Source organism: Spiroplasma endosymbiont of Zeiraphera isertana, assembly GCF_964030805.1.
In the GTDB taxonomy this organism is placed as follows: Bacteria; Bacillota_I; Bacilli_A; order Mycoplasmatales; family VBWQ01; genus Spiroplasma_E.
Genome location: NZ_OZ034965.1, coordinates 2,023,769 through 2,039,041, shown reverse-complemented (window position 1 = coordinate 2,039,041; position 15,273 = coordinate 2,023,769). Strand labels below are relative to the sequence as shown.

Below are 15,273 nucleotides of genomic sequence, written 5' to 3'. Positions count from 1 at the left end.
TATATCAGGGGTGATTTTTTGTGACTAATAATGAATTAATTGATGTTTTAAAAAACAAAAAAGATGAAGAATTTATAAAAATTATTAGACATTTTAAAAATAGAATTAAACAAATTGAGAAAAAAGAAAAATTAGATGCAATTGATAAAAAATTTAAAGAAAAAGGAATTCAATGTCCAAATTGTAAATCTTATTGATGTGTAAAAAAATGGTTTTAAGAATAATAAGCAAAAATATTTATGTAAAGATTGTAAAAGTAGCTTTGATGCTTTAAGAAATCATTTTTTACATTGAAGTCATTTATCTCATGAACAACGAGATTGAATAATTTGATTGTCATTGTTAGGTCAATCTGCTTATACTATTTCTCAATTTGCTAAAATTTCAAAAACATCAGCATGATTTAATCGTCAAAAATTTATGAAATCATCACAATTAGCAAAAACACAAAAACCATTCACAAAATTAAAAGGTAGAATTGAAATTGATGAAACTTTTATCAAAGAAATTCATAAAGGAAATTTCAAAAATCCAGATGATCCAAGAAAAAAATGAATTGAAGAAAATGCTAAAGATTTAAACTGTTGTATTGAAATGGCAATTTATGAAAATAAAAATATTTATGCTCAAACAACAAATACTAAAAGATTAACAAAAAAATGAGTACAATAAAATTTAACATCTAAGCTTATCGAAGAAAAATCAATTATAGTTTGTGATATGCAAATACTATATGATACAGTAGCTAAACAAACAAAATGTACTCTCAAGAAATTTAAATCAAAAGAAAATAAAGAATTAAATTATAAAAATTTAAGTAATATCAGTAAAATACAATCAAGTTTAAAAGAATTTATTACTCATTATCATGGCATTGGATTTACCAATATTCAAAATTACCTCAATTTATGAAAATTTAAATACCAACATTATAAAATATCACCTTATGCAAAATCTGAAGCATTATATTTCAGTTTGTAAAAAAAATAAATCCCAAAATTAAATAAAATAAAATTTTAGGCCAGGTTGATGATTTTTTTTATTTCATCAAGAGTTTTTTTGAAAATTAAAAGAATTTTATAGTTTAGTCGGCATAAAGCCACAAACGTTTTATAAAATGCTTGAAATTTTAAAAATTGCTGAGTCTAAACAAAAATATTATGGTGGTAGAAAAAATAAAATTGTAATTGAAGAGCGTTTATTAATGACTTTAGAATATTGAAAAGACTATAGTAGTTATAGAGTTATTGCAAAAAGATATAATATTAGTCATACTAGTTGCATTCGTAATATTTTTTGAATTGAAAATATTTTAATAAAAAGCGGAATTTTTAATTTACCTGGAAAAAAAGATTTAACAAAAAATAAAGGTACTAATAATAATTTGTTAGCTATTGATGCTACTGAAACTCCGGTAATGTTTAGTAATCTGTGTAACTTACAAAAATAACTATGTTTAATTAATTCTAGTAAATATAATTAAATGACTAGAAAGAGTGAGTTACAAATGGTTAAAAAACAAAACATTAATAATAATGATCCAATATCACAAGCAGTAGATTTATTACTAGAAAATACTGAAGATTTAACAACAGTTTTTAAAGAAGGAGGTTTATATAAAAGACTTGGTGCAAAACTAAGGTAATTCAAAATTATATATTCCTGCTATTAAATTAAATCTTAATGCAAATCTTCGTATTTTATTGCGATATTTTAAACTTAAAATTTTAAAACGTTTTAGTTTAGCAAATACGTGTTCAATTTTAATTCTAATTTTACTTAAAGTTTTATTGTATTCTTTTTGAATTGGTGTTAATTGATTGTATTTACTTTTTTTAAATGGCAAAAATGTATTTTTATGAATATTTTGTATACCTTGATAACCCGAATCAACAAAAACTTGTTTTTCTGGATGAATAAAAGTTTTAGATTTTAGAATCAATTTAAAATCATGAATGCTTCCAAAACAAAAAGCAGTTGAAATAATTTTTCCATTGGAAATATCAATAATTATTTGGGATTTGAGAGAATGATGTTTCTTTTTACCTGAAAAAAGTAATTTTAGTTTTTTTTAATTCTTTCAATTGGAGTTTCAGTAGCATCAATAGCTAACAAATTATTATTAGTACCTTTATTTTTTGTTAAATCTTTTTTTCCAGGTAAATTAAAAATTCCGCTTTTTATTAAAATATTTTCAATTCAAAAAATATTACGAATGCAACTAGTATGACTAATATTATATCTTTTTGCAATAACTCTATAACTACTATAGTCTTTTCAATATTTTAAAGTCATTAATAAACGCTCTTCAATTACAATTTTATTTTTTCTACCACCACAATATTTTTGTTTAGACTCAGCAATTTTTAAAATTTCAAGCATTTTATAAAATGTTTGTGGCTTTATGCCGACTAAACTATAAAATTCTTGATCATCTTTATATTTTTTCAACATAATAACTATCACCTTTAATATTAATAATAATCGTTAAATTGTTAAAATTAAAGGTTTTGCACCAAGTCTATTAATTAATTTTTCATGAAAATGTTGAAAATTAAAATTATAATATTTTGTTTTATACAAATTTATAATTTCATTTTTAATTTTAATCTTTGTTGCTTTATTAGAAATTCTATTGCGAGATGTATGAATAAAACCATTTTTACCTTCTTTATTAAAAATTTGAATTAACTGATTAATTCTTCTAATAGTTAAGTTAAGTTTATTCTTGGCTTGATGTTTAGATAATTTTTTAATAGTAATGTCATTTATAATTTTATACTTATATTTTTCTTTCATAGTCATGCTTCTTTCCATATTTATTACCAAGTATATTTAACTTCACTTTTTGGGAAATTTTCACTCGATAACTAATAAGGAAATTATCACTAAATAATGACAAAATACGATATACTAGTTGATTATAAATTTGGATAGGTTACACTTTATTGGACACTAATTACGTAGACAAGTGAACAAATTAGTTAAAAGAAAGGAACTATAATTATGGCTAATATTAACTCATATACCGACGAATTTAAGAAACAAATAGTAGCTTTATATCAAAGTGGTAAGTCAGTGTCTTGTCTTGCTAAAGAGTACAATGTTACAAGAGCAGCTACTTATAATTGAATTAAGCAATTTACTAATTCAGGTAGTTTTAAATCTAAAGATAATCGTTCTGTTGAAGAAAATGAATTAATTAAATTAAGAAAAGACTTAAAACAGTTACGAATGGAAAATGATATTTTAAAGCAAGCAGCACTAATAATAGGCAGAAAATAGAGATTATTATCAATAATAAATGTAAATATAAAATTCGTACAATGTGTCGTTTTTTAAAACTCTCTAAATCAACATATTATTTTAATTTCAAGAAAAAAGAAAAAAATCAAAATAATATGTATGATGAAGCTGTTATTAGTGCTTTTAAAGAAAATAAAGAAATTTATGGCACAAGAAGATTAAAAGTCATATTAGAAAACCAAGAAATTTATTTATCAAGACGAAAAATTAAAGAAATTATGAATAAACATAATTTAATATCAAAATACACTAAATTAAGACACAAAAATCATCATAATAAAGTCAATGATAGTCAAATAACTAATCTTGTTAATAGAAACTTTAAGAATAGGATTAAAAACGAAGTTATTGTTAGTTATTTAACTTATGTTCAAGTAAATGGTAAGTAAAACTATATTTGTTTATTAATAGACCTATTTAACCACGAAATTATTGGACATAGTGTAGGCACTAAAAAAGATGCATCATTAGTATATGAAGCATTTATGCAATCAAATCGCTGTTTAAAAGATATTCAAATATTTCATAGCGATCGAGGTAATGAATTTAATAATAAAATTATTGATAAACTTTTACTAGCATTCAATATTACTCGCTCTTTAAGCAAAAAAGGATGTCCTTATGACAATGCTGTTGCTGAAGCAACTTTTAAAACTTTCAAAACTGAATTTATTAATGATAAAAATTTTAGATCATTAATCCAATTAAAATTAGAATTATTTGATTATATCAATTGATATAACAACATAAGAATCCACAGCACTTTAAACTACTTAACTCCAGTTAATTATCAAAAACAAATGTCTACCAAAAAATAGTCCTAAAAAGTGTTGCCATTCCAATTATTGGTAATAATATATTTTTACAAGCAAATATTGCTAAAGAAAATGGGTCTACTGATTTATCAAATAATAATTGAAAAGAAGAAATTAGAAGAGACTCAAATCACTTAACGCCAAAAACTGAAAAACCTTGTTGAAGAAAATATGTAATTAGAAGATAATTAGTAAAAAAATAAATATATATTTAAATAAATTAAAAAATAAGTTTTAACCCCTTGTTATTTTTTACTTTTATATGCTATTATTGTATAGGTAACGGCTCGGTAGCTCAGTTGGTAGAGCATTCGCCTGAAGAGCGAAGTGTCAGTGGTTCGAATCCGCTTCGAGCCACCATTATTTAAAATATAGGCAATTAAGCCTTTTTTTTAATTATTTTTCTTAGATTTAGGTTTAAGTTAAAATTTTAGGTATAATAGTGTCATTAGCAATTTTAAACAATTAATAATTCTAGAAAGAAGGGTATTAGTGTCTAAAATTTTAGTTTTAAATAATGCGAAAATAATTAGCATTAAGAAAATAATAAATAATGGTTTTTTAGTAATTAAAGATAATTTAATTTTCCAAATTAATGAAGGAAAGTATAATTATGAATTTCAAGATGCTCAGGTTATTGAATGTCATAATCAAACAATAATACCTGGTTTTATTGATTTACATGTACATGGAGGTTATGGCTATAGTTTAATAGATGGTACCATTGAATCAATTAATAATTTTGCAAAATTAGTTCCAAAAGAGGGAGTAACAAAGTTTTGTTATGCAACAGTTACTGCCAGTAAAAAAGAAATTGATAATATTCTTTCAGTATTTGCTAAGTATATGAAAACAGAAAATAAAGGTAACAAGGCACGAATTATTGGTGCATATTTAGAAGGACCTTTTATCTCGGAATTACAAAAAGGAGCACATACTCCGTCATTACTTCATGTTCCTGATCTTAATTTAGTAAAATCTTGAAATATAATTAGTAACAAAAATTTAAAATTTATTGTTTATGCTCCTGAGATAGATCCTAATTTAAATAATAAAAATTCAAATTTTATTTCTTCATTAATTAAAAATAATATTATTCCTAGTGTTGGTCATAGTAATGCTACTTTTAAAGAAATAACTAAAACTGTTGAATATGGTTTAACGCATATTACCCATCTTTATAATGCAATGAGCCCCTATAATCATCGCGATCCTGGTGTTGTTCCAGCATCATTATATTATGATCAATTAGTTACTGAGTTAATTTGTGATGGAATTCATGTTGATATTGATATTTTAGCAATAACATATAAAATTAAAGGTGCCGATGGAATTTGTATGATTACTGATGCCATGAGTGCAAAGGGACAGCCTGATGGTAAGTATTTATTGGGACCATTACCTGTCATTAAAAGTAATAATAAGGTTACTGTTGAAGCAACCGGAAAATTAGCAGGCAGCATTGCAACAATGATTGCTGGTTTTAAAAATTTATTAAAAATTACTAATAATAATTGACAAGATTGCATCAAAATGGCCTCTTATAATAGTGCTAAACAAGTAGGAATTGCAAATAAAACAGGTGATATTGTTATTGGTAAATTAGCAGATAGTATTGTATTAACTAAGAATAATGATATTTTTTTAACAATATGCGAAGGAAAAATTGCGTATCAACAAGAATAAGTAAGTAATGTAAGGGGTTTTTAAATTATGAAATTAATTATTTTAAAAGATAAAACTGAGGTTGCTCAATTATTAAGCAAAATTATTATTGATATTATTAAAGTTAAACCAAATGCTATTTTAGGATTAGCAACAGGAAGTAGTCCAATTGAAACATATGATTTATTAATAGCAGATGCAAAAAATAACAAAAGAGATTGATCAAAAGTTGTAACATTTAATTTAGATGAATATGTTGGTTTAACTCCAGATCATGTAAAAAGTTATCGTTATTTTATGAATCATCAATTATTTAATCATATTAAAAGTCTTAATTTAAAAAATACGTATGTTCCTAAAGGTATTGGTTATTTAGACCAAAATGTGGAAGAATATGAAAAATTATTAAAAGAAAAAGGACCAATTGATTTACAAATATTGGGTTTAGGTACTAATGGTCATATTGCTTTTAATGAACCAGGTACTCTTGCAAGTAGTAAAACACATGTTGTTAATTTAACTAAAGAAACAATTGAAGCTAATAAAAGATTTTTTTCTAAAGTTGAAGATGTACCAACCAAAGCTGTTACGATGGGCATTCATACTATTTTACAAGCTAAATTGATTGTTTTAATTGCTACAGGAACTAATAAAGCACAAGCTATTCGAGAGTTAGTTGAAGGTAAAGTTTCTCCAAATTATCCATGTACTTTTTTACAAAATCATGATGATGTTACAATTATTATTGATGAAGAAGCAGCAGCATTATTAAAACCAACTATATCAAAAAAAATTAACTTAAAGGAGAAACAAATGAAACGTAAAAAGATTATTATTGGAAATTGAAAAATGTATAAAAATATAGAAGAAACTCAATTTTTTTTAAATGAATTTAATAAATTAATAAAAACTAAAAATATTAAATATGATTATGGAATAGCAGCTAGTTTTACTAATTTACCCTTACTAAAAATGAATAAAACTTCTGCTTTAATTATTGCAGCTCAAAATTGTCATTATGAAACCGAAGGTGCATATACTGGTGAAATTTCAATTAAGATGCTAAAAGATATGATGGTTAGTCATGTTATTATTGGTCATTCTGAACGCAGAATGTATTTTAATGAAGTAGATGAAACAATAAATAAAAAATTACATTCACTATTTAATGCTAATATTATACCAATTTTATGTTGTGGTGAAACTTTAAACCAATATGAAAATAAAGAAACTAATGAAGTAATTAAAAATCAAATTAAGTTAGCATTAAAAAATATTAAAGCAGAAAATATTGCTAAGTTAGTAATTGCCTATGAGCCAATATGAGCAATTGGTACTGGTAAAACAGCAACATCTCAACAAGCCCAAACGGTTTGTAAAATGATTCGTGAATTTATTAGTGAATTATATAATAAAAATGTTGCAGAACAAGTCCGTATTCAGTATGGTGGTTCAGTAAAACCCGATAATATTAAATTAATATTTTCTGAACCCGACATTGATGGTGCATTAGTTGGAGGTGCTTCATTAGTACCACAATCTTTTTTTGATTTACTAATTTAACTCTATTTAAATTACTAATAAAAATAAGGAGTTAACTAAACATGGAATTATCAAAGATACAAATTAAAAGTATGTGAACAAAACTAACAAAAAAAATTAAACATCGTGCCTTTCCGGCAACCACTTTTGTCAATGCTTTTAGGAATAAGTCAGAAATTTTAGCATTGTTTAGTAAAAATGGTGAAGACACTAATCAATTAGAACAAATTGGCTTTATTATTTGTACTAAAACTATTTTTGCTCCTAGTAGTGATAGTATTGTTAGTGACAAAGGTATTATTACTAATGAATATTTTACTGGTGAAGTAATTGATGTTAATAATACTCTTATTTCTAATACTTATATTCATTTAGTTAAGGTTAATAGTGGACCAATCGTTATTAACGATATTCCATTTTATTTAACTATCAATGAAAGTCATCATCAATCATTAGTTAATAATAAAATTGGTGCTAAATTATTTACAAATAGTTTGATGAAACAATTAAATTATAAAACTTCTAATTTTAGTTCTATTTCTATTACTGAACAAAATTTTATTGTTGCTCTTAATAATTTAAAGATAAATAGAAAACAAATATTGCAAAGTGAATTTATCATTAATTCTTTATTAGAACAAAAATTATCATTAGAACAGTTAATTTTATTGCAAAATAAAAAAGAATATAGTTATTTAAAAAAATTTAATGAAGTTGAATTACAAGAAATTATTAATTTGCAAAAAATAGCAGTTGTTGCTATTAAAACTAATAAAGATCGGCGAAAAATAACATTAATAGCAGGTAATAAACAACGAATTGAAAACTTTTTTATTAATGCTAAAAAACCAATCATTATTGCTATTAATGCTATTAATAAAAAAATTAGAGCAATTAATCAACCTGAAAATATTCAAACAATAGCACCGATAACTAATATTACTAATTATCAAGATTTATGACAATTACAAAAAATTCATAAAGAACTATTGAAGTCATTTTCAAAATGGCGGATAGTATCTCAAGATATATTAGAAAATTTATCACAGACTTTTGCTTATGGTTATTATTCAGAAGTCATTGATAATTTGAAAATTACTCATTATTCTTTTAATAATGATTTATTAGATTATAATTTAATGGAAATTAAAGGACACAATTTATTAGTTAATAGTAGTAATACTATTTTATTTCTTTCTAATAATATTAGTGATAATCCTAGTATGGTTATTTTATTAAGTGAAGATTTAAAATCAATTTGTGATTTAAAAACAATAATTACTAAAATTACTAAAAAACAATCTATTAAAATAGTCTTTAAAAAAGATATTGTTATTTTGAGTACTGTTCATTATCAATGTATTACTGATTTTATTACTAAAATGATTACTATTTTTAAATCTGATAATTTTAAACATCAGTTACAAGTTATTAAATAAAATATGAGGTGAAATTTATGAAAACAAAACAACCAATATTACTATGTATTTTAGATGGTTTTGGTATTGCAAAATCTAGTTCAACTAATGCTATTAGTTCTGCAACAAAACCTAATTTGGATTATTTATTAAACACTTATCCGCATACTGAAGTTTCAGCTTCTGGCCTTGCAGTTGGTTTACCAGAAGTACAAATGGGCAACTCTGAAGTTGGACATTTACAAATTGGTGCCGGTAGAGTAATTTATCAGTCATTAACATTAATTAATAAGTCAATAAATGATAAAACATTTTTTAAAAATGAAACAATATTGTCAGCAATTAATCATGCCAAAAAGAATAATAGTAATGTTCATATTATTGGTTTACTAAGTGATGGTGGAGTACATGCTCATATTAATCATATTTTAGCATTATTAGAAATTGCTAAACAACAAAATTTTAAGAATGTTTATGTTCATGCTATTTTAGATGGTCGTGATACAAAAGCTGATATTTCTAAAATTTATATTGAACAGTTATTAAAAACTATGAAACAATTAGGCATTGGTATGCTTGCTACTATTTCAGGAAGATATTATGCTATGGATCGCGATAAACGTTGAGATCGTTTAAAAATAGCATATGATGTAATAGTTAATCATGAAGGTGCTTCATTTATTGATCCTATTGCTTATGTTAATGCAGAATATAGTGCTGGTCGTAATGATGAATTTATTATGCCTGCTTATAATTCTGAAATTAATAATGGTAATATTAGGAATAACGATAGCATTATTTTTGCTAATTTTCGTCCTGATCGTGCAATTCAATTAGCATCAGCATTAACAAATAATAAATATGATTTTAATATTAGTATGAAAATACCCACATTAAAAAATACTTTTTTTATTTCAATGATGGAATATGCTAAAAGTGTTAAACCACAAGGTGTTATTTTTCCACCTATATCAATGCTTGATGCTTTAGGGGAATGATTAAGTAAAAATCAATATCATCAATTACGAATTGCTGAAACTGAAAAATATGCACACGTAACTTATTTTTTTGATGGTGGTGTTGATGTTGAATATCCACTATCAACAAGAATTTTAATTCCTTCACCAAAAGTAGCAACTTATGACTTAAAACCAGAAATGAGTGCTCGCGAAATTACTACTCGTTTAGAAAGTGAAATTTCTAAAAACATATATGATGTTATGGTTTTAAATTTTGCTAATCCTGATATGGTTGGTCATACTGGTGTTTTAAATGCTGCCATTGATGCGATTGATGTTATTGATGAATGTATTGGAAAATTGTATCAAGCAATGAAAAAAGTGAATGGTATTTTAATGATTACTGCTGATCATGGTAATGCTGAAATCATGATTGATAAAGAGGATAATCCTAATAAAAAACATACATCGCAACCAGTACCATTTATTATTTGTAAAACAGGATTAAAATTAAAATCAGGTGGTTGCTTAGCAAATATTGCTCCAACGCTATTAGACGTTTTGGGTTTAGTTAAACCAACTGTTATGACCAGTGAGTCTTTAATTATTAAATAAAAATATATTGATTTTTCTTTTTATTGATAAGTGCTTGTTTTAAGAATATAAAAGTATTAAAATATAGGCATATGAATTAAATATAGTGTTTCCCCTTTTATTTTTTTAAATAAATATAAGGGGTTTATTATATTTAGTTCCTATATTATTTTAGAAATCTATAAATTTATTAAAAATTATGGAGGTAAAGTATGTCATTATCAGAAACAATAGAATATCGAGAACTTAATGACTTTCTACAAAAATCATTAAGTTCTAAAAAAGATGAATCATCACCCAATATAACTTTAAATAGTTTGGAAGTTAAGATTGATGATATAAAAACACAATTAGATAGTAGTTTAAAAGAATATATTATTGAACTTGTATATGTAGATGAAAAGGGAAGTTTAGTAAAAAATACTAATGATGAAAATGTTAGTATTATTCAACAACCACCTTTAGCAATTAATAGTGATCAATTACAACAACTAGTAATAGTGAAAGAAAAATTAGATAGTTCTCTAGTACATTTATATCGAACTAAAAAAGAAAATGATAAGATTATTCTTGAATATTTAGGTAAAAAAGAATTACCAGCATTATTATTAAAAACTCAATCAGAATCCAATAATTTAAATAATGAAGAATATAAAGAAGAGTTAGATGATCTTAATGTTAATATTATAAAAAGATCTGAAGAGCCTATGAAATTATCATTTGCTGAAAATGGAACGTGTTATTTGTTTATTGATAATAAAAACAAAACAATTGTTCCTGTAGATGTAAATGATGCTAAGGAATTTAAAAACTTTGTAGCCAAAAAATGTCCTCGTAATTGTAGTATAAATATTGAAGTTGATAAAAATGGAAAGATTTTGTTTGCATATATTATTGATAACCAGACTCATAAGAGGAAAGATATAAAAATTGATGAAAAATTAATTGATACTCTTGAAAGAGTAATTAGTACAGCCTCTTCTTTACATTCACAACATTCACAAAATAATTCTGTTGCACCTAAAAAAGAAGTACAAAGTAATAATTCTTTTCCTGCAAAGGAAGTTAATGGTACTGAAGCACCATCAAAACCAGTAGAACAAAACGTTAAGTCGGTTTTATCTACACCAACACCATAAATGTAATAATTAAAGGAGAAAATATAAAAATGCTACTAATGGAAAATTTTAAATGATTTACAAACATTATGAGAAGTATATATCAATCAGAAATAAGTGATGTTGAAGATATTGCTATTGAAGTAGAGGATGACCTATATTCAAAAAAGAATACACTTAATATTTTGAAGAATTCTTCTTTCAATATTAATCCATTAAAAGTAAAAAAAATAGTTAGTTTAAATCAAGATGGAAAATTTGTTGTTGATAGTGGTTCATTAGTTAATACTATATTTATTAGTGATGAATCATTAATTCAAAATGATCAAAGTATATTTAAAAAAGACCAATTAGTTTTCGTTGAGGATGAAACTGACAATACTAAAATTAAAGTATATAAAATTTTATTTGATGAATCTGAAGGTGAAATAAGACCTGAATTAGGATTATTAGGAAATATAAATTTATTAAAATTTAATGAAATTTTTATAAATTCTGGACTGTTTAAAAAAAATGATGTTTTAATTAATCAAAAGATTAAAAGTTTATTAGATACTCCGCAGTTGCGAAATACATTTGAACAACCAAACCCAGTTTGAGATGTGGAACAGTATAAAATTTATGATTATTCTTCAAATAGTACAATGATCGAAGATTTTAAAAAACATTTAAACTTAGTGAATGTTGAAAAAGACTATTTTATTTATCATCAAGGAAATGAAATTTTTATTAAAAATGTTACTGATCCAAATGATACTTTTATAATCTCAACAACTGCTCAAAGTATTGCTGATAATGATATTTTTTATTTAAATAAAAAGATTAACGAAAATGGAGAAATTTTTTGAGAAACCTATAAAATAACAAAAAAACCTGTTTTAGGACGATTATATGATAATGTAAAATATCAAGCACATAAAGTTAAATCTTTAACCGACCAGCAATTTGATGATTTAAAAGCATTAAGTACTCCTCCACAATTAGGATTTACTATAGAACCAACAATTAATATTGGATTAGCATCTGTTATTAAAGCAGAACAAGAAGAAATTGATTTAGATGCTATGCGTTTTTTAGTTATTGCACCAGAAGCGTTACCTGAACCTTTACCGATTACAAATAATATCATTGAAACATTACAAAATAATAGCATAGAAGGTTTGTACAGTTTAGTAATAGAAAATGGTAAAATAAAAATATCAGATGCTAAATCAGATCCAGAAAATGTAATTTTTGAACAAGAACTTTCTCGGGATAATAAAAAAATATGAAATGATATAGAAGTTGCTGGTAAGTATCAAAAAGTATACTTTGCAAAAAATCCAAGTAATAATTTAGTAGAAAAATGAGTGGTTATTGCTGATCAAAATCAACTACAATGTATTGGAACACTTTCTTTATTAGAGTTAAGAAAAAGTTTTGCAAATAATAATTTATTTCCTAATGGATTAAAGGGTATTCACTGTGGAGAAAATGGATCACAAGTTAAAGTGGCAAGAGCTGCTGCTGAACAGGTAATATCACCAAAACCATCAGCTACAAAATTATCTCCAGTTATCGTTAAAAATGTTATTAATTTAAAATGAGATAATAGTAGAGAATTATGAGATTTAAACATAACAACTGATGAGCAAACATTGGATAAAAAATTAAAATTAGAAAAAGATGAAAATGATATTTTGAAAAATTTAATAGATAAAAATAATAATGCAAATACTGTTATTTTATTTAATAAGTATGATGGAAAATTTTTAAGAGCATATTATTTTGATGAAAATAATAAAAAAGTAAATTGCTCTAATAAGTTAAGTGATGAAGATAAAGAACAACTTAGTATCATAAATCAGAAAGCAAAAGTAAGAGTATCAGAAACAAGAACAGTAAGACCAATACCTGATTTAAAATCAAACTTATTTTCAAAAAATATTAAAACTTTTAATTTTAATATTTTTAATGGAAAATGTTATGTTTTATGTAATGATGAACTCGGAATTCCATTAAAAGCAGAAGTGAAACTTAGTCCTGAACAAATTCGTGCATTATCATATTTAGCTAAAAATGAAGTTGATTTTTCTTTAACTTTTGATAAAGATGATAATTTTAAAAGTATAAGTTATATCTTTTATAGAGATGAAGTAAAACAAAATGTAACTATTAACAGAAAAGATTTATCTAATGGTAATAATTTTAATCAAAAAACGATTGAAACTGATGAATTAATGGAAGCAATAATTACTGCTCTTAATAATCCCGAAAGTTTAATACCGGAGGATGATGGAGTAACTCCAAAACCATGAAATAGTGATACTGCTGCTAAAGTTAATGATACATCATCACCAAGTAGTACAACTCAAAATTCACAACAACAACAAATGTAATTAAATCATCATTATTTTAGAAGCACAAATAAAAAATATTTGTGCTTTTTTGATTCTAAACAATATTTTTTTCTGTATAATAATTAGTGAAATATTAAAGAAAGAAGGAATTAACAAATATGTCTTGCATTATTGATATTAGAGCACTACAAGTAATAGACTCAAGAGGAAATCCAACTATTCAAGTTGAATGTTGAACTGAAGATTGTGGATACGGGATTGCTTTAGTGCCGTCAGGTGCTTCAACAGGTACTAGAGAAGCTTTAGAACTACGAGACAAAGATACTAAAGTTTATGGTGGACTTGGTGTTATGAAAGCTATTAAAAATATTAATGAAAATATTGCCGAAGCCATTATTGGTTTGGAAGTTACTAATCAAAGATTAATTGATCAAACAATGATTAAGTTAGATGGAACAGAAAATAAAACAAAATTAGGTGCCAATGCTATTTTAGGGGTATCATTAGCAGTTGCTAAAGCTGCCGCTGATGAATTATATGTGCCCTTATATACATACTTAGGTGGTACTAATGCTTGTCAGTTGCCAGTCCCAATGTTAAATGTAATTAATGGTGGTGCTCATGCTGATAATAATATTGACTTTCAAGAATTTTTAATAATGCCAGTTGGTGCTAAAACATTTTCAAAGGCAATCCGAATGGCTGCCGAAACTTTTCATGCTTTAAAAAGTATTTTAAAAGGTAAGGGTTTAGTTACTGCGGTTGGTGATGAAGGTGGTTTTGCTCCTAATTTAAAATCAACTGAAGAAGCATTAGATTTAATTGTTGAAGGTATTAAAAAAGTGGGTTATACTCCAAATAAAGATATAAAAATTGCTATGGACTGTGCATCATCAGAGATTTATAAAAATGGTAAATATGTTTTTGGCAATAAAGATGGTAAAAGTAAAAATACTGAAAAATTATTAACTTCAGCGCAACTAGTAGATTATTTAGTTGATTTAACTAAAAAATATCCAATTATTTCAATTGAAGATGGTTTGGCTGAAGGTGATTGAGAAGGATTTAAATTATTATTAGAAAAATCAGAAGGTAAATTCCAAGTTGTTGGTGATGATTTATTCGTTACTAATCCAAAAATTATTAAAGAAGGAATTATTAAAAACGTTGCTAATTCAGTATTAATTAAACTAAATCAAATTGGAACATTAACTGAAACTATGGAGGCTATTGAAATGTGTCAAAAAGCTGGGTGAACAGCAGTAGTATCTCATCGTTCTGGGGAAACTGAAGATACAACGATTGCTGACTTAGCAGTAGCTTTTAATACCGGACAAATTAAAACAGGTTCAATGTCAAGAACTGATCGTGTTGCAAAATATAATCGTTTATTAACAATTGAAGCCGATTTAGCAGATCAAGCTAAATTTTTAGGTGACGATGTATTTTATAATATTAATTAATGAAAATCATATTTTATGGTTAAATTTACTGATATCCTTTTTAATTTTAAACAA

Annotated in this window: 14 protein-coding genes, 1 tRNA gene and 3 pseudogenes; 15 read left to right on the top strand and 3 right to left on the bottom strand. The window is 25.0% G+C overall.

Features of this window, described 5'->3' with window-relative positions:
- Nucleotides 1–20 precede the first annotated feature (20 nt).
- From AAHM78_RS14180 to AAHM78_RS14160, 5 genes and pseudogenes are all read left to right on the top strand, one after another.
- The gene (locus AAHM78_RS14180; protein WP_342253621.1) at nt 21–218 is read left to right on the top strand and encodes a hypothetical protein; all 198 of its coding nucleotides are present in this window, start codon (nt 21–23) and stop codon (nt 216–218) included.
- Nucleotides 219–339: 121 nt separating this feature from the next.
- Nucleotides 340–672, top strand: coding sequence for a hypothetical protein (locus AAHM78_RS14175; RefSeq protein WP_342253620.1), 333 nt, complete (start codon nt 340–342; stop codon nt 670–672).
- 48 nt (nt 673–720) lie between these two features.
- On the top strand, nt 721–981 hold the full coding sequence (locus AAHM78_RS14170) for a hypothetical protein (protein ID WP_342252970.1): 261 nt from the start codon (nt 721–723) through the stop codon (nt 979–981).
- A gap of 136 nt (nt 982–1,117) precedes the next feature.
- On the top strand, nt 1,118–1,450 hold the full coding sequence (locus AAHM78_RS14165; protein WP_342253619.1) for a transposase family protein: 333 nt from the start codon (nt 1,118–1,120) through the stop codon (nt 1,448–1,450).
- Between the two features lie 57 nt (nt 1,451–1,507).
- A pseudogene (locus AAHM78_RS14160) lies at nt 1,508–1,639 on the top strand (IS256 family transposase); the annotation flags it as partial.
- Here AAHM78_RS14160 and AAHM78_RS14155 read toward each other — a convergent pair.
- From AAHM78_RS14155 to AAHM78_RS14145, 3 genes are read right to left on the bottom strand one after another with little or no spacing between them, the layout of a single operon-like run.
- Nucleotides 1,637–2,002, bottom strand: coding sequence for a transposase family protein (locus AAHM78_RS14155; RefSeq protein ID WP_342255021.1), 366 nt, complete (start codon nt 2,000–2,002; stop codon nt 1,637–1,639). The pseudogene AAHM78_RS14160 and the gene AAHM78_RS14155 overlap by 3 nt on opposite strands.
- A gap of 59 nt (nt 2,003–2,061) precedes the next feature.
- Nucleotides 2,062–2,454 (bottom strand): transposase family protein, encoded by a 393-nt coding sequence (locus tag AAHM78_RS14150; protein ID WP_342253617.1) that lies wholly within the window; start codon nt 2,452–2,454, stop codon nt 2,062–2,064.
- Between the two features lie 33 nt (nt 2,455–2,487).
- Nucleotides 2,488–2,799, bottom strand: coding sequence for a hypothetical protein (locus tag AAHM78_RS14145; protein ID WP_342253616.1), 312 nt, complete (start codon nt 2,797–2,799; stop codon nt 2,488–2,490).
- 207 nt (nt 2,800–3,006) lie between these two features.
- Here AAHM78_RS14145 and AAHM78_RS14140 point away from each other — a divergent pair.
- The 10 genes and pseudogenes from AAHM78_RS14140 to eno all read left to right on the top strand — a co-directional run bounded on the left by AAHM78_RS14140 (nt 3,007) and on the right by eno (nt 15,219).
- Nucleotides 3,007–4,124, top strand: a pseudogene (locus tag AAHM78_RS14140) (IS3 family transposase).
- Between the two features lie 281 nt (nt 4,125–4,405).
- Nucleotides 4,406–4,481 (top strand) — tRNA-Phe (locus tag AAHM78_RS14135).
- 132 nt (nt 4,482–4,613) lie between these two features.
- Nucleotides 4,614–5,807, top strand: coding sequence for an N-acetylglucosamine-6-phosphate deacetylase (gene nagA, locus AAHM78_RS14130; protein WP_342253615.1), 1,194 nt, complete (start codon nt 4,614–4,616; stop codon nt 5,805–5,807).
- Between the two features lie 27 nt (nt 5,808–5,834).
- A pseudogene (gene nagB, locus AAHM78_RS17260) lies at nt 5,835–6,551 on the top strand (glucosamine-6-phosphate deaminase); the annotation flags it as partial.
- Nucleotides 6,552–6,599: 48 nt separating this feature from the next.
- Entirely contained in the window at nt 6,600–7,349 is a 750-nt protein-coding gene (gene tpiA / locus AAHM78_RS17255) for a triose-phosphate isomerase (RefSeq protein ID WP_425289814.1), read from the top strand.
- A 41-nt stretch (nt 7,350–7,390) separates the two neighbouring features.
- Entirely contained in the window at nt 7,391–8,767 is a 1,377-nt protein-coding gene (locus AAHM78_RS14120) for a hypothetical protein (RefSeq protein ID WP_342253613.1), read from the top strand.
- Nucleotides 8,768–8,784: 17 nt separating this feature from the next.
- Nucleotides 8,785–10,320, top strand: a complete 1,536-nt coding sequence (gene gpmI, locus AAHM78_RS14115; RefSeq protein WP_342253612.1) for a 2,3-bisphosphoglycerate-independent phosphoglycerate mutase — start codon at nt 8,785–8,787, stop codon at nt 10,318–10,320.
- A gap of 191 nt (nt 10,321–10,511) precedes the next feature.
- Nucleotides 10,512–11,438 carry a hypothetical protein gene (locus AAHM78_RS14110; protein WP_342253611.1) on the top strand — a complete coding sequence of 309 codons (927 nt, stop codon included), beginning with the start codon at nt 10,512–10,514 and terminating at the stop codon, nt 11,436–11,438.
- Between the two features lie 29 nt (nt 11,439–11,467).
- Nucleotides 11,468–13,795 carry a hypothetical protein gene (locus tag AAHM78_RS14105; protein WP_342253610.1) on the top strand — a complete coding sequence of 776 codons (2,328 nt, stop codon included), beginning with the start codon at nt 11,468–11,470 and terminating at the stop codon, nt 13,793–13,795.
- Between the two features lie 119 nt (nt 13,796–13,914).
- Entirely contained in the window at nt 13,915–15,219 is a 1,305-nt protein-coding gene (gene eno, locus AAHM78_RS14100; RefSeq protein ID WP_342253609.1) for a phosphopyruvate hydratase, read from the top strand.
- Nucleotides 15,220–15,273 lie beyond the last annotated feature (54 nt).